This is a genomic window from Streptomyces sp. NPDC017993 (assembly GCF_044328065.1).
GTDB lineage: Bacteria > Actinomycetota > Actinomycetes > Streptomycetales > Streptomycetaceae > Streptomyces.
This window is the reverse complement of record NZ_JBIRGO010000004.1, coordinates 278,458-299,943: the sequence shown is the minus strand read 5'-3', so window position 1 is coordinate 299,943 and position 21,486 is coordinate 278,458. Positions and strand designations below refer to the sequence as shown.

Sequence of the window (21,486 nt, the reverse complement as noted above, 5' to 3'; positions counted from 1 at the left end):
GGGGTTGGTGAGGTGGCAGATAGGCGAGCGGCGAATGGGTCGGACGCGGGGCGAGGGGCACGGGAGGCGGGTATGACGAACGCGTCGCAAGGAGCCGACCGTCGGAGGCATGAATCGACGGAGCGAGGGGAAGCCGCAGACAGGCAGGGCGCCCGCCCGGGTGGCCTACCGGTCGGCTCGGGCAGTACGGCGTCCTGGGGCGGCGTGCAGACGCCGCCCGCCATGAGCGGCCCGGTGGCGGGATCTGTGGGGGATTCCGTCACCGGGCGTACGGGCGCGGCCGGGCCTCTGGAAGAGGGCCCGGCCCGCACCGCCCGCCGGCCCGGCGCTGCCCCCGCTCCCGTTCCCGGAAGACCCGTCCCGCTCCGCGCGAGGGGGCGCGCCTGGGCCGAACTCCTGCGCGTATCCGCCCTCTTCACCGTCCCCGGCGACCTGCTGGCGGGTGCCGCGGCCGGCGGCCACCGGCCCGACCACCGCACGCTCCTCGCCACCTGCTCGTCGCTCTGCCTCTACGAGGCCGGTATGGCGCTCAACGACTGGGCCGACCGCGGCATCGACGCCGTCGAACGCCCCGGCCGGCCGCTCCCGTCCGGCCGGATCGGTCCGGCCGCCGCGTTCGCCGCGGCCTGCGGACTGACCGCCGCCGGCCTCGCCATCGCCGCGGCGGCGGGCCGCCCCGCCCTGCTCACCGGCACCGCCCTCGCCTCCACGGTCTGGGCCTACGACCTGTACCTCAAGAACACTCCCGCGGGACCCGCGGCGATGGCCTGCGCCCGTGCGCTGGACCTCCTCCAGGGCGCCGTCGCCACGGGCCCGAGGCGGGCGGCGGGGGCGTCGACCACGGCGGGGCCCGTCCGGCAGGGGACCGGGGCACGGCAGCGAGCCGTCGCGGCCCTGCCCTCCGCGGCGCTGCTCGGGGCCCACACCTTCGCCGTCACCACCGTCTCGCGCCGGGAGGCGCAAGGCAGTTCCGCCGGTCTGCCGCTCACCGGCCTGGCCGCCGTCGCTGCCGTGGCGCGGGCCGGTGCCCGCCGGAGCAGGCCCGCCGGGCCGCCGCCGACGCCCGTTCCCGCGCCCACCGGAGCCGTCCTCGCCACTTCGCACCCCGCCGGGGCCGTGCGCCGCCTCTCCCTGGCCGTGTCGGCCGCCGTGCCCCGCGCCGTCCGCGACACACCCGCGACCACCGCCGTCACCGCCGCACTGGTCGCCGGCTATGCCGCCACGGCCGCCCGCCCGCTCCTCCAGGCAGCCCTCAACCCCTCGCCGTACTTCCTCCAACGCGCCGTCGGCGGCGGCATCCGCGCCATGATCCCGCTCCAGGCGGCGCTCACCGCACGCGCCGGAGCACCCGGTACCGGCGCCGCGCTGCTGGCGCTCATCCCCGCCGCCCGGCGGCTGTCGAGGAAGGTCAGCCCGACATGACGACGACGCCCGCCCTGCGGCTGGCCTACGGAACCAACGGCCTCACCGACCTTCGCCTCACCGACGCCCTCGCCCTCCTCGCCGACCTCGGATACGACGGCGTCTCGCTGACCCTCGACCACATGCACCTCGACCCCCTCGCCCCTGACCTGCCGGCCCGTACCGCCCATATCGCCCGCAGACTCGAAGCGTTGGGGCTCTCCGTGGCCATCGAGACCGGCGCGCGCTACGTCCTGGACCCGTACCGCAAACACCACCCCACGCTCCTCGATCCCGACCCGGACGCCCGCGCGCGACGCATCGGGCTGCTGCGCACCGCGGTACGCGTCGCCGCGGACCTGGGCACCACGGCGGTCCACTGCTTCAGTGGCGTCCGGCCGGAGGAGACCCCCGAGGACGCGGCCCGCCGCCGCCTCGTCGACGGCATGGGACCCGTCCTCGACGCGGCAGCGGAGGCCGGGGTGCCGCTCGCCGTCGAACCCGAACCCGGCCATCTCCTCGGTGACCTCGCCGGGTTCCACACGCTCCGCGCCGCCCTCGGCGACCCGCCAGCCGCACTCCTCGGCCTGACCCTCGACATCGGCCACTGCCAGTGCCTGGAGCCCGAGCCGCCCGCCGCATGTGTACGGGCCGCGGCCCCCTGGCTGCGGCACGTCCAGATCGAGGACATGCGGCGGGGCGTGCACGAGCATCTGCCGTTCGGCGCGGGCGAGATCGACTTCCCACCGGTCCTCCAGGCACTCCAGGACATCGGCTACCAGGGCCTGGTGGGGGTCGAACTGCCCCGCCACTCCCACGCCGGCCCCCAGCTCGCCGCGTCCTCGCTGCGCTTCCTCCGGGCGGCCACAGCCGGCCTCGGCACCGCACCCGAAGCCACCGCCCTTCTCGCCGGCCCCGCGGGAGCCCCCTCATGCTGACGACCGCAGACGACTGGATTCCCCGGCTGTACACCGCCCTGCACACCCGTCTGCACGCCGCCGCCCGTGCCTGGCTCACCGACTCGCTGGCCGAAGCGGCCCACGCCGTCACGTCCGCCCACCCGGCCGCTGACACCGACCACCCCACCGGCCCCGCGCCCGCCCTCCCGGTGTCCGAGCCGCCCGCCGGACCAACCCCCGCCTGGGAGACACGGTTCGCCGAGGCGGGGCGGTACTGCACCCGGCGGGAGCCGCCGCACGGCGCGGACCCCGAAGCGGCCGAGGCCGCCCGCGTCCTCATCCTGTGCGCCGCCCACGCCGACGTCCCGACGGTGACCCGGCTGTACGCGCACGGCACGGCCGCCGAGCGCCGCGCCGTCCTCGGCGCCCTGCCCCACCTCGGACTCGGCCCGGGAGCCCGGCCGCTCGTCGAGGACGCCCTGCGCACCAACGACACCCGGCTGGTCGCGGCGGCCGTCGGGCCGTACGCCGCGCGCCACCTCGACGCCCACGCCTGGCGGCACGCCATCCTGAAGTGCCTGTTCACCGGCGTCCCGGTGCGAGCCGTCGCCGGGCTCGCGCAGCGGGCCCGGGGCGACACCGAACTGGCCCGGATGCTCGGTGACTACGCCCGCGAACGCACCGCCGCGGGCCGCGCCGTACCCGACGACCTCCACCACGTCCTTGCCCTCACCGGCCCGGCCCGCACCGCCGACCGGCCCGCCCCGTCCACCGAGCCGCCCCGGCTCCCCGCCGAACCACCGGCAACGGCCTGACCCCCACCACGCGAGGAGTCCCGATGCGCATCTTCGACCCGCACATCCACATGACCTCCCGCACCACCGACGACTACGAGTCCATGCACGCAGCCGGCGTCCGGGCCGTCGTCGAGCCGTCCTTCTGGCTGGGGCAGCCCCGCACCTCGGCCGCCGCCTTCTTCGACTACTTCGACTCCCTCCTCGGCTGGGAGCCCTTCCGCGCCGCCCAGTACGGCATCGCCCACCACTGCACCCTGGCCCTGAACCCCAAAGAGGCCAACGACCCGCGCTGCACGCCCGTCCTCGACGCCCTGCCCCGCTATCTGGTGAAGGACTCCGTCGTCGCCGTCGGCGAGATCGGCTACGACTCCATGACCCCGGCCGAGGACACCGCCCTCGCCGCCCAGCTCCAGCTCGCCGCCGAACACGACCTGCCGGCGCTCGTCCACACCCCGCACCGGGACAAGGCCGCCGGGCTGCGCCGGACCCTCGACGTGCTGCGCGAATCCGACCTCGCCCCCGAGCGGGTGGTGCTCGACCACCTCAACGAGACCACCGTGGGCGAGGCCGCCGACAGCGGCTGCTGGCTGGGCTTCTCCCTCTACCCCGACACCAAGATGGACGCCGACCGGATGGTGCGGATCCTGCGTCTGCACGGCACCGAACGGATCATGGTCAACTCCGCGGCGGACTGGGGCCGCAGCGACCCGCTCACCACCCGGCAGGCCGGTGACGCCATGCTCGGGGCCGGCTTCACCGAGGACGACGTCGACAAGGTGCTGTGGCGCAACCCCGCCGCCTTCTACGGACAGAGCGGCCGCCTGGACCTGCACGCCGCACCACCCGGCGCACTGTACGAAGGCAACTCCATCCTGCGCGGCGGGGAATGAGGAGGGCACCGGTATGCGCTTCCGCCACCCCGACGGCTCCACCGTCCACCTCGCCTACTGCACCAACGTCCACCCCGCCGAGACCCTCGACGGCGTCCTCACCCAGCTCCGCGACCACTGCGAACCGGTCCGCAAGCGCCTGGGCCGCGACCGCCTGGGCATCGGGCTCTGGCTCGCCCGGGACGCCGCCCGCGCGCTGACCGCCGACCCCGCAGCGCTGCGCCGGCTCCGCCGTGAGCTGGACAGCCGCGGCCTCGAAGTGGTCACCCTCAACGGCTTCCCCTACCAGGGCTTCGGCGACCAGCACGTCAAATACCGTGTCTACCGGCCCGATTGGACCGAGCCCGAACGACTTGACCACACCACCGACCTGGCGCGGCTGCTGACCGCCCTGCTCCCCGACGACGCCACCGAAGGCACCATCTCCACCCTCCCGCTCGGCTGGCGCACCGACTTCGACCAGGCCCGGGGCGCCATCGAACGGCAGGACGCCGCCCTCGACGCGCTCCGCCTCCTCGCCGAGCGGCTGGACGCCCTGCACGACCTCACCGGCCGCTCCGTCCGCGTCGGCCTGGAGCCCGAGCCCGGCTGCACCGTCGAGACCACCGCGGACGCCATCGATCCCCTCGCCGCAGTCAACCGGGACCGCGCCGACGGCCGGCCCCGCACGGCGGGGCAGCCCCCCGCCCCGCAACCCCGTATCGGCATCTGCGTCGACACCTGCCACCTCGCCACCTCCTTCGAGGACCCGGCACACGCCCTCGACGCGCTGCACCGGGCGGGCGTGCCCATCGTCAAATCCCAGCTGTCCGCCGCGCTGCACGCCGAACACCCCGACCGGCCCGAAGTGCGCGCGTCCCTCGGGGCGTTCGCCGAGCCACGGTTCCTGCACCAGACACGGACCCGTACTCCGCAGGGCACGCTGCGGGCCACCGACGACCTCGACGAAGCCCTCGCCGACGGTGGCGGCCTGCCCACCACCGCCCCCTGGCGCGCCCACTTCCACGTGCCGCTGCACGCCCCGCCCGAGCCGCCGCTCACCTCCACCATGGCCGTCCTCCAGGACACCCTCGCCCTCCTGGTCGGCGGACCGGTGCCGCGCACGCACCACCTGGAGGTCGAGACATACACCTGGCAGGCGCTGCCACCCGCGCTGCGCCCCCGCAGCCGCGCCCGGCTGATCGACGGCATCGCCGCCGAACTGTCCCTGGCCCGCGACCTGTTGACCGACCTCGGCCTCAAGGAGCTGCCGTGACCGACCCCACCGCGCCCGACACCGGCGGCGTGCAGCGGCTGCTCGTCCTCGACGTCGTCGGCCTCACCCCGCGCCTCCTGTGCCACATGCCGCATCTGTCCGCCCTCGCCGGGGCCGGCGCGCAGCGTCCCTTGAACACCGTCCTGCCCGCCGTCACCTGCAGCGTCCAGTCGACCTTCCTCACCGGCACGACCCCCGCCGAGCACGGCATCGTCGGCAACGGCTGGTACTTCCGCGACGTCGGCGAGGTCCACCTCTGGCGGCAGCACAACGCCCTCGTCGGCGGCGACAAGGTCTGGGACGCCGCCCGCCGCGCGCACCCCGGCTACACCGTCGCCAACGTCTGCTGGTGGTACGCCATGGGAGCCGACACCGACTGGACCGTCACCCCGCGCCCCATCTACTACGCCGACGGCCGCAAGGAACCCGACTGCTACACCCGGCCGCCCGCCCTGCACGACGAACTGACCGACCTGCTCGGCCCGTTCCCCCTCTTCACCTACTGGGGCCCGACCGCCTCGCTCGCCTCCTCGCAGTGGATCACCGACGCCACCCGGCACCTCCACCGCACCCGCCGCCCCGACCTCACCCTCGCCTACCTGCCGCACCTGGACTACGACCTCCAGCGCTACGGTCCCGACGACCCCCGCGCGCACGCCGCGGCGACCGCGCTGGACACCGTCCTCGCGCCCCTCCTCGACGACGCGCGCAACGCCGGCACCACCGTCGTCGCCCTCTCCGAATACGGCATCACGCGGGTGCGCCGCCCGGTCGACATCAACCGCGCGCTGCGCACGGCCGGCCTGCTGGAGGTGCACACCCAGGACGGCATGGAGTACCTCGACCCCACCGCGTCCCGCGCCTTCGCCGTGGCCGACCACCAGATCGCGCACGTCTACGTCCGCCGCCCCGAGGACCTCGCCGCAACCCGCGCGGCGCTCGCCGACCTCCCCGGCCTCGACCGGCTCCTGGACGACGAGGGCAAGAAGGAGTACGGCATCGACCACCCGCGCGCCGGCGAACTCGTCGCCCTGGCCGAGCGGGACGCCTGGTTCACGTACTACTACTGGCTCGACGACGCCCGCGCGCCCGACTTCGCCCGGCTCGTCGAGATCCACCGCAAGCCGGGCTACGACCCGGCGGAACTCTTCATGGACCCGCGGGACCCGTACGTCCGCCTGCGCGCCGCGACGGCGCTGGCCCGCAAGAAGACCGGGATGCGCTACCGCATGGCTGTCGTCCCGCTCGACCCCGAGCCGGTCCGCGGCAGCCACGGTCTGCTGCCCGCCGACGCCGCCGACGGCCCGGTCCTCATCTGCTCGCAGCCGGACACCCTGCCGGCCGCCCCCGGGGCCACCGACATCAAGCCCCTGCTGCTCCGCCTCGCCCGACTCACCTGACCGGTCCCCCCGCCGAGCCAGGTCGCCGGCCACCCGTACCTCCGCCGCGCCGGCAGCCCACCGCACGCCACCCACTCATCAGGAGCCGACCATGACGCACGACCCCGAGCGCACCCGAGACCTCGCCCGCACCCTCGCCCGGCGCAGATTCCTCGGCGTCGCCGCCGGCACCACGGCCGCCGCCCTCCTCGGCGCCCGGACCGCCACCGCGGCCGTCCCCGCGGCAGCTCCGGCGCTCGGCCGCCGCAGGCTGCTGCCGCCCGGCCGTCTCGGCATCCAGCTCTACACCCTGCGCGACCAGACCGGCTCGCTGGGCTTCGCCCGGGTCTTCGAGGAGCTCGCCCGCTATCAGTACGACGAGGTCGAGTTCGCGGGCTACACACAGGGCAGCGCGGGCCCCATCAACCTCGCGCAGCTCAAGCGCCTGCTGCGGGACAACGGCCTGCGGGGCGTCGGCAGCCATGTTGGCTACGCCTCCACCGACCCCAAGGCGTACACCTTCGCCACCAACCTCACCCAGGTCCTCGACGACGCGGAGGCGCTCGGCCTGCCGTACGTCGGGACCCCCTCCAGCCCCAACCGCTACGGCGACACCGTCGACGCCTGGAAGCGCGCCGCCGAGGAGTTCAACGCCTACGGGGCCGCCGCCAAGGCCCGCGGGCTGCGCTTCTACCACCACAACCACGCCGAGGAATTCTCCTTCGCCACCGACGACCCACGCGTACGGCTCTACGACGTGTTGCTCGCCGAGACCGACCCCGACCTGGTCTTCCTCGAAATGGACATCTACTGGGCCTACGTCGCGCAGTACCGCTTCTCCCGGCGGCCCGACGGCACTCCGGCACCCTTCGAGCCCCTGGACTACGTGCTGAAGGCCCCGAACCGCTACCCGCTCTTCCACGTCAAGGACGGCGAACACGACACCGCGGAACAGGACGGCTACCGCATGGCCGACGTCGGCGACGGCGACATCGACTACCGGCGCTTCCTGGCCACCGTGAACCGGCGCAAGGGGTGCGACTCCCGCGACCACCACTGGATCGTCGAACGCGACGACGCCGTCGACCCGGCCGCCAACCCGGCCGGCTCGCTGTCCACCGCGGCCCGCTCCGCCCGCCACCTCCGGATCCTGCGCGGCTAGGGCGTGTCCGCGAAGCCGTCGGGGCGTCAGGCCGCAGCGGGGATCGCAGGGGCGCCGACGCCCCTGCGATCCCCGCGGCGCCACGCCGTCGTCGCCCGCGCTGCCCGCGCCGTGCCGCGGTCCTCCGGCCGGATCCGGTCCGATCCGCGAGACCAGGCCGAGGGGAAGCCCCGGCTCCGGGTAATGTGCAGGCGATCACGCACCACCCGATGACGAATGGCGAGACGCACATGAGCGAGGGGACAGCACCGGCGGCCGGCGACACGGCCACCGTCGCCGACGAGGCGGCCCGCGAGCAGTTGAGCTATCTGCGCAGCAGCATCGACAACCTCGACGCCGCCCTGGTGCACCTGCTCGCCGAGCGCTTCAAGTGCACCCAGCAGGTCGGCGAACTCAAGGCCCGGCACAGCCTGCCGCCCGCCGACCCGGCCCGCGAGGCCGCACAGATCGCGCGGCTGCGCACGCTGGCCGCGGACGCCCGGCTCGACCCGGCGTTCGCCGAGAAGTTCCTGAACTTCATCATCGACGAGGTCGTCCGCCACCACCGCGCGATCGCCGACCGGACCCTTGAGGAGCCGGGCCGGCCGTCCGCCGGCTGACCTTCCGCGACACCACGAGGGTGGGCGGTGCCGTCACGGCACCGCCCACCCTCGTTCCGTCCGCTCGCCGGTTGCTGCCCCCGGTCGGACGGTCCGAGTAGCCGACTCCCAGCCGCCAACTCCCCGTGTGCCAGGCGATGTTGGTCGCTCAGCTCGACCCTGCCCGCTGCCCGCTGCCGGTGGTTGTGCGCCGGTCGCCGGCGGCGGACGGTCTTCGCCGCCGGTCGTCGACATCGAGCCGCCGCCGAGGGGCTTACCGACCCGTTCCCGCGCGTCGCCGTTCGCCTTCATGCCGAGGCGAGCGGGCCCAGCCGTCCGTCCCCGACCGCAATCGGGTCCCTCGGTCACCACCGCCCCGACGGAAGGTCCCGGGCCACGCCGGCGTGATCGCCTCCGGGGCCGCCGTCACGGTGCAGGCGAAGGAAGGAAGCCCTGGAAGCGGCGGGGTGCGCGCGCCGGCCGTACGCCCACCGAGACGGCGCGCCCCGTCAGGGAGACCCGGCCCGCCGACCGCTCCTCCCGGGTGGTCGCGCCGACCGGCCCGAGTGACACTCGCCATATCTGACGCCGGACCACCCCACAGCGCCGTCACGGACCACTACCGTCCGGTAACACACGGTTCCACCGGGGAGCCGACCGAGCGCCACCACCCTGCCCCTCCGGCCGTGCACCGAGAGCGGAGACGAACGATGGCACCCACCCGCAGTACGACCCCCGACCCGCAGACGACCCCGTCCGCGGACCCACCCCGCAGCCTGAAACCCGGCACTTCCTGGCGGGACGCCTGGGAGCGCAGCCTCGCCGCCGCCCCCGAGGCATTCGGCGACGACCATGTCCGCAACCTCTGGGACGGGCAATGGCAGCCGGACGGCCACCCGTTGCCCGCCGCCAGTCCCGTGGACGGCACCCCCATCGCCGGCCCGCCCCGCCTCGACGCGGACGCCGCGCTGCGCGCCGTCCGCGCCTCCCTCGACCAGCACCGGGCCTGGCGCCACATCCTGCTCGCCGAACGCAAGGCGCGCATCTCCGCGACCCTCGACGCCCTCACCGAACACCGCGAACTGCTCGCCCTCCTCCTCGTCTGGGAGATCGGCAAGCCCTGGAAGCTGGCGCAGGCCGATGTCGACCGCGCCATCGACGGTGTCCGCTGGTACGTGTCCGAGATCGACCGGATGCTCACCGGCCGCACCCCGCTGCCGGGCCCGGTCAGCAACATCGCCAGCTGGAACTACCCGATGTCAGTCCTTATCCACGCGATGCTCATCCAGGCACTGGCCGGCAACGCCGTGATCGCCAAGACCCCCACCGACGGCGGCGTGTCCTGCCTGACCCTGGCCTGCGCGCTGGCCGCCCGCGAGGGCGTCCCGGCCACCCTCGTCAGCGGCAGCGGTCGGGAGCTGTCCCCGGCCCTGGTCCGCTCGCCGGAGATCGGCTGCGTCTCCTTCGTCGGCGGCCGCGACACCGGCGCCCGCGTCGCCACCGCCGTCGCCGACCTGGGCAAGCGCCACATCCTCGAACAAGAGGGCCTCAACACCTGGGGTATCTGGAACTACACCGACTGGGCCGCCCTGACCCCCCTGATCCGCAAGACGTTCGACTACGCCAAGCAGCGCTGCACCGCCTACCCCCGTTTCGTCGTCCAGCGCGCCGCCTTCGCCGATTTCCTCACCGCTTACCTCCCGGCGGTACGCAGCGTCCGCTTCGGCCACCCGCTGGCCGTGGCCGCCCCCGACGATCCGCTTCCCGAACTCGACTTCGGCCCGCTGATCAACGCCACCAAGGCCAAGGAACTCGCCGACCTCACCACCGAGGCGATCTCCCGCGGCGCCGTCCCCCTCCACCGGGGCAGCCTTGCCGAAGGGCGCTTCCTGCCCTCGCAGGACACCTCCGCCTACTTCCCGCCGACCACCCTGCTGGCCCCGCCGTCGGCTTCCCCCCTGCACCACGCCGAGCCTTTCGGCCCCGTCGACACCATCGTTCTCGTCGATACCGAGGCCGAACTCCTCGCCGCCATGAACGCCAGCAACGGCGCCCTGGTGGCCAGCCTGTCCTGCGACGATCAGGAGACCTACGAGCGCCTCGCCCCGCAGATCCGCGCCTTCAAGGTCGGTCACGGCAAGCCCCGCTCCCGAGGTGACCGCGAGGAGCTCTTCGGCGGCTTCGGCAACTCCTGGAGCGGCGCCTTCGTCGGCGGTGAACTCCTGGTCAAGGCGGTGACGGAGGGGCCGGAGACCGAACGGCTGCCGGGCAACTTCCCCGACTACCACCTCATGCCGTAGCGGACCCGGCCCGCGCCGGTGCGGCACCGGACCGAGCAGCAGCCGCCCGTCGACCCCGGCGAGCGGCTGCCGCCCCCCTGCCCGCGGGCGCGGGGCGGCGTATACTTTGCCCCCTATCGCCCATAAAACATGGTTATGTGGCGCGCGGATACGCAGGTGAAGGGCACTCCGAAACCTTGGTATTGTTGTCCATGTCGCCGCGGGGAACGCCCCGCGTCGATGACACCTAGTCCGGGTGGCGGAATGGCAGACGCGCTAGCTTGAGGTGCTAGTGCCCTTTATCGGGCGTGGGGGTTCAAGTCCCCCCTCGGACACCAGCGAGAACCCCAGTTGATCTGGGGTTTTTCTGTTTTTTGGCGACGGCATCGGAAGAGCGGCACGCGTTCCGCGCGGCCGGCCGTTCATGGCGTTCCCTGCCGGTGATAGCCCTCCCGGAGACGTCCGCCGACCGGCCGGAGCGCCTCGTCGACCAGCGCGACGAGGGGGCCGGATCCGCCGTCCAGGGCGGCGCGGACCGCGGAGCGCAGACGCTCCGGAAAGCCGGGATCGACGTCCTCCAGCCGACGGGCCAGCCATTTGCCGCCGCTGAGCCACGCGCCGTGCCGTAGCAGCACGAGTTCGCCGGTACGGCGGGCGAGCTCGGTGACGACGAAGAGCCGCTCGATGTCCGCCGCGCAGCCTGCGAGGTCGTCGAGGAGGTCGGTGAGGGCGTAGCGGCGGTCGTCCAGCTCCGCGGCGGTCACCGGGGGTGGACCGGCCGCGGCCCGGGCCCGCGCTTCCTCGGCCAGGCGCTCGCCGATGCCGTCCCCGTCGTGGAGCAGCACGCCCGCCGCGCACATCCACAGCAGTGGCGAGCGGCGTGCGGCGGTCTCGCGCTCGATGAACGCGCGCCAGGTCCGCTCCGTGTGCGCGAACAGCTCGACCGGCCATCCGGCGTGCCGGAAGCTGTGCCGGGACGGGGCCGGGTCGCCGCCCAGCACGACGACGATGTCGAGGTCGGACGTGTGCGTACGGCGCGCGGTGGGCGCGCTGCCGCCGAGGAACGCGGCGCGGGCGTGCGGATGATGCGCCCGTACGACGTCGCGGGCCGCGGCCACCGGATCGGCGATCCTCATGTCCGGGTGGATGAGGGGGAGTTGGCCATGGGCGAATGATAGATGCCACGGCCGTGCCGGAGAGGTGGTGCCGGTGGTCGTCAGGCGCCGCGGATGAGGTCCGCGCACTTCTCGCCGATCATCATCGTGGTGATGCACGGGTTCACCGCCGGCAGGAACGGCATCACCGAACCGTCGGCGACTCGCAGGCCGCTGACGCCCTTGACCCGCAGATGAGGGTCGAGCGGGACTCCCAAGTCGTCCGCGGCACCCATCCGGACGGTGCAGGCGGGGTGGTAGACGGTGTTGTGGGTGGTGCGGATGTAGTCGAGGAGTTCGGCGTCGGAGCGTACGTCGGGGCCGGGGGCCAGCTCGGCGCCGGCCCAGTCCGCCATCGGGGACTGGGCGACGATCTCGCGGGCGAGCCGCAGGCCGTAGGTCATCACGCGGACGTCGTGTTCGTCGGTGAAGTAGCGGGGGTCGACCTTGGGCTTGTCGCGGAAGTCGCGGGTCCGCAGCCGGACCGTGCCCAGCGAGCGGGCGCGGGTGACGTTCGGCGTGAGGCAGAAGGCGTTCTCCGAGGTGGGGTAGCCCCGGCGGTAGGTGTTCATGTCGAAGGGCACCGAGCCGTAGTGGAACATCAGGTCCGGCCGGTCCAGGCCGGGCTCGGTGTCGGCGAAGATGCCGATCTCCCACCACTGGGTGGAGGAGCTGACCATGGGCTGCTTCGCGTCCCACATGATCACGCCCTCCGGGTGGTCCTGGAGGTAGGAGCCGACACCGGGGGAGTCGACCAGCGTCTCGATGCCGACCTCCCGCAGATGCCCGGCCGGGCCGATGCCCGAGAGCATCAGCAGCTTGGGGGTGTCGATGGCGCCGCAGGAGACGATGACCTCGCGGCGGGCGCCGATCCGGCGCGTGTGGACCAGGTCGGGCGCGAGGTAGTCGACGCCGGTGCAGCGCAGGTCGTCGTCGAACACCAGCTGCTTCGCCTGGAGTCCGGTGCGTACGTCCAGGTTCGGCCGGCTGCCCATGACGGGGTGCAGATAGGAGACGGACGCGGACGAGCGGGTGCCGTCGGGGCGGCAGTTGATCTGGAACCAGTTGGCGCCGCGAATGACGGTTCGGCCGGTGTTGAAGGGCGTGGTCGGAATGTCGGTCGCCGCGCACGCCTCCAGGAGGGCGACGCCGCACGGGTCGCGGGGCGGGACGCTGCGCAGCGTCACCGGGCCGGTGCGGCCGTGGTGATCGCCCGGGGCGTCGTTGGTCTCCAGGCGTTGGTAGAGCGGGAAGCAGTCGGCCGCGCTCCAGCCCGTACAGCCGGACGCGGCCCACTCGTCGAGGTCCTCGGCCGGCGCCCAGAAGGCGATGCAGGAGTTGTGCGACGAGCAGCCGCCCAGCACCTTGGCGCGGGCGTGCCGCATGAAGCTGTTGCCGTTGGCCTGCGGTTCGACCGGGTAGTCCCAGTCGTAGCCCGATTCGAGCAGCCCCATCCACTTGTCGAGACGCAGGATGTTGTCGTCGTCGACGTCGGACGGGCCGGCTTCCAGCAGGCAGACGGTGACGGAGGGGTCCTCGCTGAGCCGTGCCGCCACGACGGCGCCTGCCGTACCGCCGCCGACGACGACGTAGTCGAACGTGTCCAGCGGTGCGTTGTCCGAACGGGTGTCGTCCACGGGGGGCCTCTCGGGGCTTGGTGCTGTCGCCAGCTCAGGGCTTCTTGGGGGTGGTGGGGTCGGGGATGTCGGCGGCGTGGCCGGCCAGCACTCCCGTGCGCTTGCGCTGGACGAACCAGTAGTAGGCGAATCCGCCGAGGCCCACGACGCCGATGAAGAGGAAGGCGCCCCAGCGCAGGTACCAGTGCTGCGGGCCGGTCGCGTTGTAGACGGTGGCGCGCGGCCAGGCGAGGTTGAGGGACATCGCGGCGCCCCACAGCACGGCCAGGATGTTCACCGGGAGCCCGAACTTGCCGAGGGAGAAATTCCCTTCGACCGGGGTCCAGTTGCCGCGCAGCCGCTGGTACAGCATCGGAAGAGTGACCAGCAGATACGCCAGGTAGATCATGATGATCGCGATGCTGGTGATGACAGAGAAGATCTGCGGCTGGTTGATGTTGATGACGAGGATGCCGACCGCCACCAGGCCGATGACGACGGCGGGCAGCACCGGCGTCTGGAAGCGGGGGCTGACCTTGGCGAGCAGGGACGCCGCGGGAAGGTTGTTGTCCCGTGCCATCGCGAACGCCAGCCGGATGCCGGCGGTGTGCACCGCGAGCTCGCACACGGTGATGGCGATGACCACGCACCACAGCACGATCTGTCCGATCGTCGAGCCGAGCGTGGAGAGCACCACGTACTGCAGGCCGTCCACCGACAGTTGCTTGGCTTGCAGATCGGGCACCGCCAGCAGCGCGAAGAGCAGGATGAGGCCGCCGATGATGAAGGAGGCGATCAACGCGCGCAGGATCGCCCGCGGCGCGTTGCGGCCCGGGTTCTTGGACTCCTCACCGAGCGACGAGGCCGTGTCGAAGCCGTACATGACGTAGGCGGAGGCCAGGGCGGCGGTCAGGAAGGCACCGAAGTAGCCCAGCTGGTCGCCCTTGCCCAGGCCGTTGGTCTCGAGAAGCGCGCTGGGGCCGCGGGTGACGTGCGCGGCGAGGAGAATGATCAGGATGACGGCGGCGATCAGCTCGATCGCCACGCCCGCCGAGTTGATCCGCGCCATCAATTTCACACCGAACGCGTTGACCAGCGTGGTGAACGCGACGAGCACGGAGCCCAGCAGTACGGCGTTGGCCGCGGCGTCGGTCTTGCCGGTGCCGTCGCCGATGAACTGGAACCACGACGAGATCTGCGGCAGCGTCACCTGGTAGGCGAGGGCGACGGCGGACAACGAGACCATGGTGGCGGTCAGCATCATCCAGCCGCCGAGCCAGCCGATGTGCGGCCCGCCCAGCTTCTTGGACCAGTTGTAGATCGACCCGGCCACCGGGTACCGGGCGGCCAGCTCGCAGAAGCACAGGGCCACCATCAGCTGGCCGACGAAGACCATCGGCCACGACCACCAGTACGCCGGGCCGCCGAAGCTCACGCCGAAGTAGAACAGCTGGAAGGTGCCGGTGAGGATCGAGATGTAGCTGATCCCCGCGGCGAAGGTGTGGAAGTTGCCGAGGGTGCGCTTGAGTTCGGGCTTGTAGCCGAGTTCGGCGAGCGAGTCGTCGTCGTGTGTCCCGTCCGCCCGGGTGCCCGGGCGGACGGGTTCGGAACCTGGGTCGGTCACTCGAACCACCTCTGCGGCTGCGGCGCGGTGTTGCGCCAGACGTGCTTGGCTTCCTGATACTCCGCCAGGCCCGCCGGACCCAGCTCGCGTCCTACGCCGGACTGCTTCATGCCGCCCCATTCGGCCTGCGGAACGTACGGGTGGAAGTCGTTGATCCACACCGTTCCGGCGCGCAGCCGGGAGGCGACCCGCCGGGCGCGCCCGCTGTCCTGCGTCCAGACGGCGCCGGCCAGGCCGTAGATGGTGTCGTTGGCGAGGGAGATCGCCTCCTCCTCGTCGCGGAACCGCTCGACGGTCAGCACCGGGCCGAACGATTCATCGCGCACGACGGACATGTCCGGGGTGCACTCGTCGAGCACGGTCGGCAGGTAGTAGAACCCGTCCGCCAATGACGGGTCGTCGGGTGCCGAGCCGCCGCACAGCAGTACGGCGCCCTCGTCCAGGCCCGCGGCCACATACGCCTCGATCTTCTCCCGGTGCGCGGCGGAGATCAGCGGGCCGGTCCGCGCGTGCTCGTCGAACGGCCCGCCCAGCCGGATGCGCCGGGCCCGGGAGACCAGCTCGTCGACGAACGCGTCGTGCAGCTCGTCCTGCACGAGCAGCCTGGCCCCCGCCGAGCAGACCTGCCCGGAATGCAGGAAGACCGCCATCAGCGCGTAGTCGAGGGCGGTCTCGAACTCGGCGTCGGCGAAGACGATGTTGGGGTTCTTGCCGCCCAGTTCGAGGGCGATCTTCTTCACGGTCGGCGCCGCGGCGGCCATGATGCGCCGGCCGGTGAGCAGACCGCCGGTGAAGGACACCATGTCCACCAGCGGGTCGGTGGTGAGCGGGGCGCCCACGACGGGGCCCGTGCCGAGCACCAGGTTGGCGGCGCCGTCCGGCAGCCCCGCCTCGGCCAGCAGGCGCATGAGGTGGATGGACGTGTGGGGCGTCAGCTCGCTGGGCTTGAGGATGATGGTGTTGCCGGCGGCGAGGGCCGGAGCCACCTTCCAGGCGGTCTGGAGCAACGGATAGTTCCACGGCGTGATCAGCGAGCAGACGCCGACCGGCTCGTGCCGCACCGTGCTCTCGACCTCCCCGATGCCCGTGTCCACGACCCGGTCGGTACCGCCGGCCGCGGCGAGATTGCCGAAGTGGCGGAAGCAGTTGGCGATGTCGTCCATGTCGTATTCGCTCTCGACCAGGCGCTTCCCGGTGTCCAGCGACTCTTCCCTGGCCAGAGCGGCCTTGTCACGCTCCAGCAGGTCCGCGACGCGCAGTACAAGCCGGCCGCGCTCGGCGACCGGTGTCCGTGGCCAGGGCCCGTCGTCGAAGGCCGTACGGGCGGCGGTGATCGCTGCTGCGGCGTCTTTCGGCCCGCCCTCGTCGATGGTCGCGACCAGCGTGCCGTCCGCCGGGCAGCGGATCTCGCGCACCTGCCCGTCGGCGGCAGCGGTCCACTGACCGCCGATGAACAGCTCCGGCATGTGATGCCTCCGGTCTCCGGTCTCGTAGGTGCCTGCGGCCTGCGCGGTACCCGACGGGCGACGCACGGCCGCCGGGACGCCGGCCGGCCCGGCGGGGCGGACCTCGGTGACGATCTCTGCACCGAGAGTAAGGCCGGTCCCGCAAGGCCGCACGATACGAAGGGCCGGGCGGGGTCCGAACCGGTGGTGCCTCCCGGCGTCACCGCCGGTCGCCGCGGGGGGCTGTGAGACGTAGCTGCCCGGCCGGGACAATGGAAGGCATGTCCACCGCGCCCGGCCCCGGCCCCGTCCTCCCGGTCCCCGACGCCGCGGCCTACCTCGCAGGCCGCTGGCGCATCGAACGCGCCGTGTACGACCTGCGTGGGGGCACCGAGGGCAGCTTTCGCGGCACGGCCGAGTTCCGCCCCGGTCCCGCGGGTGAAGCATTGCTGCACCTGGAGGAAGGCGAGCTGACCTGGGGCGGTGTGGTGCATCCGGCGAGCCGGACCCTCCGGCTGCGCCCCCTGCCGGACGGCACCGCGGAGGTCGACTTCGCCGACGGGCGGCCCTTCCACGACCTGGACCTGCGCACCGGCCGGTGGACCGCCGCCCACCCCTGCGCCGCGGACCGGTACGAGGGGACGTTCACCGTTGTCGCACCGGACGAGTGGCACCTGCAGTGGCGGGTCGGGGGCCCGGCCAAGGATCAGCTGCTGCGGTCGGTCTACCGGCGGGCAGGGGACTGAAGCACCGGCGCGACGACGCGTCGCGTAGCGGCGCCCCGCGCATCCCCTCAGGTGTGCGGGCGGGGCGCGGGGGCGCTGGTGCGGTCACCCCTTCACCGCGCGCACCGCGTACAGCAGCGGAATGATCGGCTCCGACGGTGGCAGGCGCCACCAGCCGTTGTCCGACGGGACCATCGAGGGGAAACGCTTCCAGGGCAGCAGCTCGGTCTCCCGTACCACCTGAACGGTCAGACCCGCGCCGACCACGGCCGAGACGACCTCGCCGATGCCGTGCCGCCACTCGTAGCTCGTCGTCGCGCCCGTCACGGGTGGGCCGTCGGTGTAGGTGCACGGTGAGTCGCTCCTGAGGGGACCGCGTCCGCCCAAGTAGTCGTGACGCAGCAGGAGATCTTGCCGTTCCGCGCCCGGGGTCGGGCCCAGGGCGTCCAGCAGCGGGTGGAACTCCACGAGGTAGAAGGTCCCGCCCGGCCGCAGGAGGGAGCTGACGACGCCGGCCCAGGCGGTCAGATCCGGCAGGTAGCACAGCGCGCCCTTACCGGTGTAGATCACGTCGAACCGGCGGTCCCCGAGGGCGTCGGCCGCCCGGTGCACGTCGGACCGGACGAACTCCACGTCCCGGCCCGCCTCGTCGGCGAGCCGCCGCGCCTCCGCGACCGCCGCCGCGGAGAAGTCCAGACCCACGGTGCGCGCGCCCCGCTCCGCGAACGCCGCGGTCTCGGTGCCCAGATGGCATTGCAGGTGCAGGACGTCCCGTCCGGACAGGTCGCCCAGATCGGTCCACTCGAATGGCGCGAACCAGTCGTCGGCGGTCCTGGAGCCGTCCAGGCCGTAGAACTCGCTGGCCACGTGGACGGGGGTGCGGGCGTCCCAGTTGGCCTGATTGGCCCGCAGCATGCCCTCCGTGGTCGGCGACTGCGCGGCGGTCGGTGCCGTACGCGTCTGGGGGCCGTTCTCGGGAGCCGTACCGGTTGCGGGCGTCGCCGCACCCCCCGGCGCGGCCCCGGTCAACGGCTCACTCTTCTCTGTGGTCATCCTCCCTTCTACCGGCCCCCCGGCCGCGCCCACCAGACCGCAGGGCCGTCAGCGGGGAGGTCCCGGCAACCGCGGAGCCAGGCGGGGCCCACCGTCACCACGCCGGTCTAGCCCTCCGCCGGGGTCCAGACCTCGCCGTCGAGCACATTGCGCATCCCGACCCACACCATGTTCATCAGGCGCAGAGTGATCCGCTCTGGGGACTCCTCGGGGTGCCGCGCCATCCAGTCGGTGAGGGTGTCCGCGGCGCCGACCAGGGCGTGGGCCACGAAGTCGGCCTCCTCGGCGGCCGGTCGGGCCGCGCTGTCCGCGACGCCGTCCTGGACCAGCCCGGCGACCTCCGCCATGACCGCCCGCCGCCCGCACGCCACCTCAGCCGCGATGGCCGGGCTCAGCTCCGCGGCCTGGCGGTGCAGTATCACCCAACTGCCGCGGTGCTCGGTGACGAAGGTGAAGAAGGCCAGCAGGCCGGCCCGCAGGCGGAGTTCGGGGGAGTGGGCCTCACCCGCCGCGGCCTGGAACGCGGCCACCAGGCGGCCCGCCTCGCGCCGCAGGCAGGCGAGGAACAGTCCTTCCTTGGAGTCGAGGTAGAGGTAGACCATCGGCTTGGAGATGCCGGCCAGCTCGGCGATCTCGTCGACCGCGGCGGCGTGGTAGCCGCGTTTGGCGAAGACCTGGATCGCCGCGTCGATGATCTGCTGTTCCCGGACCGGCCGGGGGATGCGTCGCCTGCGTGTATCGCTCATCCTTGCCAGCCTATCCACCACCCGCGTAAACTTACTCTTTAGTAAGTTTACGGCTCGGTAGGGCCGGTTGGGTAAGGAGAGTTCCGTGGCCGACGATGTGCGCGCGCAGCTGGCCGCGCTCGACTTCGCGAGCGTCACCCCGCAGGAGTTCGCGCGCATCGTGAAGGGGCTGACCACCCGCCAGATCTCCGAGCTGGCCAAGGGCGAGCTGCGTACGCGGGTGCTCGCGGAGGTCTTCGGCCGGATGAGCCGTCAGTTCCGGCCGGAGGCAGCCGGGACGGTGACGGCCGTCATCCGCTGGCAGATCACCGGCGAGTCCCGGGTGGTCTACGAGACCACCCTCGCGGACGGCGAGTGCGCCGTGCGCAAGGGGCGTACGGACACCGAGCCGCGGCTGACGCTGACCATGGCGGACGTCGAGTTCCTCAAGCTCGTCTCCGGCAACGGCAACCCGATGACGATGCTCCTCACCCGCAGGCTCAAGGTGTCCGGTGACCTCGCCCTGGCCGCCGCACTGAACCGCTACTTCGACATCCCGAAAGCCTGAGGGGCGGCGCGGGGCGGGACGCGGGTACGGCCAGGCGCGGCGGGCGATGCGGCCCGCTGCGATCACCGGGGGCCGGACGCTCGCCCGTACTCGTGGGCAGGCCCGTCCCGCCACTCCACCCACAGCGGATCGTCGAGGATCTCCCCGGGTTCGGCCACCCCTGCCCGGCGCAGGAACTCGATCAGGTCCTGGTCGTCATGGGCGAGGCCGAGGATCTGTTCACGCACAGTGACCCGCCGCCCGCCGGTGGGGGAAGGGCGGTGGACCACGATCGGAGCTTGGCCGCGCATGCCCCCAGCCTGCTCGGTAGCCGCCCGCGCCGCAGCCGGACGCACGGATCCGGCCACAGGAGCTGTTCCGGGCCACCCGTGTCGTGCCGCCCCGTACCGCCGGACGGGCCGGACGCCGCGCCGTTGCTCGGGCCGTACGGGATTGCGCTCTTCGCCGGCCGGACAGGCTCAGATCATGAGCGGCACCGCGTGAATCTCGTCCGCCGCGTGGCCGGTGCGGGTGTGGATGCGCTGCACCGCTTCTGCCGAGGGAGCCTCGGACAGGCAGAAGACGTCGCCGGACGTCGGGTCGGCCCAGGCGTGCTCGAAGTGGACGTTCTCCTCGTTCTCGATGGCGAGATCGGCCTCGTGCGCCTCTTTGAGCTGCGCGGCCGTGATGTCCTTCATCCCGCGGTGGATGTCCATGAATTTGGCCATCGGTCTCACTCCTCCGACTGACAGACGCGGCCACCCCTCCTTCCATGGTGCATCCGATTGCGCCGGAGGGGGATGTTCGCCCCGCGGGGCCCGGCCCCGCGGGTACCTTCCCGAAGGGCGCCTCGACGGTCCGTACAGGGCCGGGTACGCACTCCGGCCGCGCCGATACACGCCGATTCGCGCTGCCGCCTCGGCGTGCGGTCGCGGAGGGCGCCCCGAGCGGCAAGGTGTAAAGCGAGGCGGACGTGGTAGGCGAACCGAAACAACGCTCCGCTCCGCCAAGGGTGTTGGTCGGGTGACCACGGTCCGGAGGCGGCACGGGAGCGGCCCACTACCTCTCGGTGGGCCGGGCCCGTTCCCGCGGTGCGTGCCCGGCGCCGGGTGTCGCCGGGGACGGAACGGGCCGCCGCCCCTGAGTGGCGAGGTGGCGGCCCGTACCGGCCCGGAGTGCCTCATCCGGCGCAGCGGGCGATCGCGGTCACCCGCCCGTGGACCATTGTCGCGAGCCGGGGCGCCCGCCGGGCGAGCGCGTCGTCCTCGGTGACCACGACGCACGTCAGCCGGTGCTCGTCCCACAGCCCTTCGAGCAGGGCGGCCAGGCCGTCGCGGTCCGCAGCTCCCAGGCCGGCCGTCGGCTGATCCGCCAGCAGCACGGCCGGACGCTTCACCAGGGCCCGCGCCAACGCCACACGCCGCCGGTCCCCTTCACCCAACTCCGATGGCAGGCTGTGACGTCGAGTGCCGAGGCCCACCTTCTCCAAAACCTCGTCGGCCAGTTCCCCGCGGTCCGCGGGACGCAGCCGCAGCGGCACCAGGGCGCCCGCCACGTTCTCCCGGGCGGAGAGGCCCGGCGCGAGACCGCCGTCGTGCGGCACGGTCCCGATGGACTCGGCGCGGATCCGGGCCAGCCGCGCCTCGGTCACCGTGGCAAGGTCCGTGCCGTTCAGTTCGACGCTGCCGCGGGTGGGCCTTTCCACCCCGCCCAGAACGCGCAGCAGGGTCGATTTGCCCGCCCCTGCCGGCCCCTGGACCACCAGCGTGTCCCCGTCCTCGATCCAGAGCCCGACCCCGTCCAGCGCCCGTACGGGGCCCTGCGCGCTCCGATAGCACTTGGTCACGCCGGTCAGGTGGTACACGGGTCTCCTCTGGCTGCCGCCGGCCGGGTGGGCCCAGCGGCGGTGGTACGGGGTCGCGGTCGGGTGCCGGCTGGGGAGAACCGGGCGGACCGG

General features: G+C 72.9%; 20 protein-coding genes and 1 tRNA gene. 12 read left to right on the top strand and 9 right to left on the bottom strand.

Translation table 11 applies throughout. From position 1 onward, the window contains the following. The first annotated feature begins 234 nt into the window (after positions 1–234). The 10 genes from ACH4FH_RS08700 (at position 235) to ACH4FH_RS08655 (ending at position 10,978) form a co-directional block, all read left to right on the top strand. The gene (locus ACH4FH_RS08700) at positions 235–1,422 is read left to right on the top strand and encodes an SCO3242 family prenyltransferase (RefSeq protein ID WP_398555028.1); all 1,188 of its coding nucleotides are present in this window, start codon (positions 235–237) and stop codon (positions 1,420–1,422) included. Further along, a complete protein-coding gene (locus ACH4FH_RS08695) occupies positions 1,419–2,339 on the top strand; it encodes a sugar phosphate isomerase/epimerase family protein (protein WP_398555027.1) in 921 nt (306 codons plus the stop codon). The genes ACH4FH_RS08700 and ACH4FH_RS08695 overlap by 4 nt, the downstream gene beginning before the upstream one ends. Next, positions 2,333–3,115, top strand: coding sequence for an EboA domain-containing protein (locus ACH4FH_RS08690; protein WP_398555026.1), 783 nt, complete (start codon positions 2,333–2,335; stop codon positions 3,113–3,115). The genes ACH4FH_RS08695 and ACH4FH_RS08690 overlap by 7 nt, the downstream gene beginning before the upstream one ends. Before the next feature lie 23 nt (positions 3,116–3,138). Further along, a complete protein-coding gene (locus tag ACH4FH_RS08685; RefSeq protein WP_398555025.1) occupies positions 3,139–3,987 on the top strand; it encodes a TatD family hydrolase in 849 nt (282 codons plus the stop codon). 13 nt (positions 3,988–4,000) lie between these two features. Next, on the top strand, positions 4,001–5,242 hold the full coding sequence (eboE, locus tag ACH4FH_RS08680; RefSeq protein WP_398555024.1) for a metabolite traffic protein EboE: 1,242 nt from the start codon (positions 4,001–4,003) through the stop codon (positions 5,240–5,242). Beyond that, positions 5,239–6,642 carry a nucleotide pyrophosphatase/phosphodiesterase family protein gene (locus ACH4FH_RS08675; protein WP_398555023.1) on the top strand — a complete coding sequence of 468 codons (1,404 nt, stop codon included), beginning with the start codon at positions 5,239–5,241 and terminating at the stop codon, positions 6,640–6,642. Before eboE ends, ACH4FH_RS08675 begins: the two co-directional genes overlap by 4 nt. Before the next feature lie 91 nt (positions 6,643–6,733). Next, the gene (locus tag ACH4FH_RS08670; RefSeq protein ID WP_398555022.1) at positions 6,734–7,783 is read left to right on the top strand and encodes a sugar phosphate isomerase/epimerase family protein; all 1,050 of its coding nucleotides are present in this window, start codon (positions 6,734–6,736) and stop codon (positions 7,781–7,783) included. A 230-nt stretch (positions 7,784–8,013) separates the two neighbouring features. Then, positions 8,014–8,382, top strand: coding sequence for a chorismate mutase (locus ACH4FH_RS08665; RefSeq protein ID WP_398555218.1), 369 nt, complete (start codon positions 8,014–8,016; stop codon positions 8,380–8,382). A gap of 689 nt (positions 8,383–9,071) precedes the next feature. Next, positions 9,072–10,661 (top strand): aldehyde dehydrogenase family protein, encoded by a 1,590-nt coding sequence (locus ACH4FH_RS08660; RefSeq protein ID WP_398555021.1) that lies wholly within the window; start codon positions 9,072–9,074, stop codon positions 10,659–10,661. 229 nt (positions 10,662–10,890) lie between these two features. Then, a tRNA-Leu gene (locus tag ACH4FH_RS08655) sits at positions 10,891–10,978 on the top strand. 84 nt (positions 10,979–11,062) lie between these two features. Here the strand turns inward: ACH4FH_RS08655 and ACH4FH_RS08650 are convergent. The 4 genes from ACH4FH_RS08650 to ACH4FH_RS08635 form a co-directional block, all read right to left on the bottom strand. Continuing rightward, positions 11,063–11,776 carry a nucleotidyltransferase domain-containing protein gene (locus tag ACH4FH_RS08650; protein ID WP_398555020.1) on the bottom strand — a complete coding sequence of 238 codons (714 nt, stop codon included), beginning with the start codon at positions 11,774–11,776 and terminating at the stop codon, positions 11,063–11,065. Positions 11,777–11,856: 80 nt separating this feature from the next. Next, complete coding sequence (locus tag ACH4FH_RS08645; RefSeq protein WP_398555019.1) at positions 11,857–13,431, bottom strand: GMC family oxidoreductase; 1,575 nt, start codon at positions 13,429–13,431, stop codon at positions 11,857–11,859. Between the two features lie 34 nt (positions 13,432–13,465). Beyond that, positions 13,466–15,034, bottom strand: a complete 1,569-nt coding sequence (locus ACH4FH_RS08640; protein ID WP_398555018.1) for an APC family permease — start codon at positions 15,032–15,034, stop codon at positions 13,466–13,468. Then, positions 15,031–16,500: an aldehyde dehydrogenase family protein gene (locus ACH4FH_RS08635; RefSeq protein WP_398555017.1), complete on the bottom strand. Its 1,470-nt coding sequence runs from the start codon at positions 16,498–16,500 to the stop codon at positions 15,031–15,033. The genes ACH4FH_RS08640 and ACH4FH_RS08635 overlap by 4 nt, the downstream gene beginning before the upstream one ends. Before the next feature lie 260 nt (positions 16,501–16,760). Between ACH4FH_RS08635 and ACH4FH_RS08630 the strand changes: the two genes are divergently transcribed. Then, entirely contained in the window at positions 16,761–17,225 is a 465-nt protein-coding gene (locus ACH4FH_RS08630; RefSeq protein ID WP_398555016.1) for a DUF6314 family protein, read from the top strand. Between the two features lie 84 nt (positions 17,226–17,309). Here ACH4FH_RS08630 and ACH4FH_RS08625 read toward each other — a convergent pair whose 3' ends face one another. Beyond that, a complete protein-coding gene (locus ACH4FH_RS08625) occupies positions 17,310–18,119 on the bottom strand; it encodes a class I SAM-dependent methyltransferase (RefSeq protein ID WP_398555217.1) in 810 nt (269 codons plus the stop codon). Positions 18,120–18,364: 245 nt separating this feature from the next. After that, positions 18,365–19,003 carry a TetR/AcrR family transcriptional regulator gene (locus ACH4FH_RS08620; protein WP_398555015.1) on the bottom strand — a complete coding sequence of 213 codons (639 nt, stop codon included), beginning with the start codon at positions 19,001–19,003 and terminating at the stop codon, positions 18,365–18,367. Positions 19,004–19,088: 85 nt separating this feature from the next. Between ACH4FH_RS08620 and ACH4FH_RS08615 the strand changes: the two genes are divergently transcribed. Next, the gene (locus ACH4FH_RS08615) at positions 19,089–19,550 is read left to right on the top strand and encodes an SCP2 sterol-binding domain-containing protein (RefSeq protein WP_398555014.1); all 462 of its coding nucleotides are present in this window, start codon (positions 19,089–19,091) and stop codon (positions 19,548–19,550) included. A gap of 62 nt (positions 19,551–19,612) precedes the next feature. Here the strand turns inward: ACH4FH_RS08615 and ACH4FH_RS08610 are convergent, their stop codons facing one another. The 3 genes from ACH4FH_RS08610 to ACH4FH_RS08600 form a co-directional block, all read right to left on the bottom strand. Beyond that, positions 19,613–19,840, bottom strand: coding sequence for a hypothetical protein (locus ACH4FH_RS08610; RefSeq protein ID WP_398555013.1), 228 nt, complete (start codon positions 19,838–19,840; stop codon positions 19,613–19,615). Positions 19,841–20,008: 168 nt separating this feature from the next. After that, complete coding sequence (locus ACH4FH_RS08605) at positions 20,009–20,257, bottom strand: SCO4226 family nickel-binding protein (RefSeq protein ID WP_393891677.1); 249 nt, start codon at positions 20,255–20,257, stop codon at positions 20,009–20,011. A gap of 452 nt (positions 20,258–20,709) precedes the next feature. Continuing rightward, positions 20,710–21,393 (bottom strand): ABC transporter ATP-binding protein, encoded by a 684-nt coding sequence (locus ACH4FH_RS08600; protein WP_398555012.1) that lies wholly within the window; start codon positions 21,391–21,393, stop codon positions 20,710–20,712. Positions 21,394–21,486: the final 93 nt, after the last annotated feature.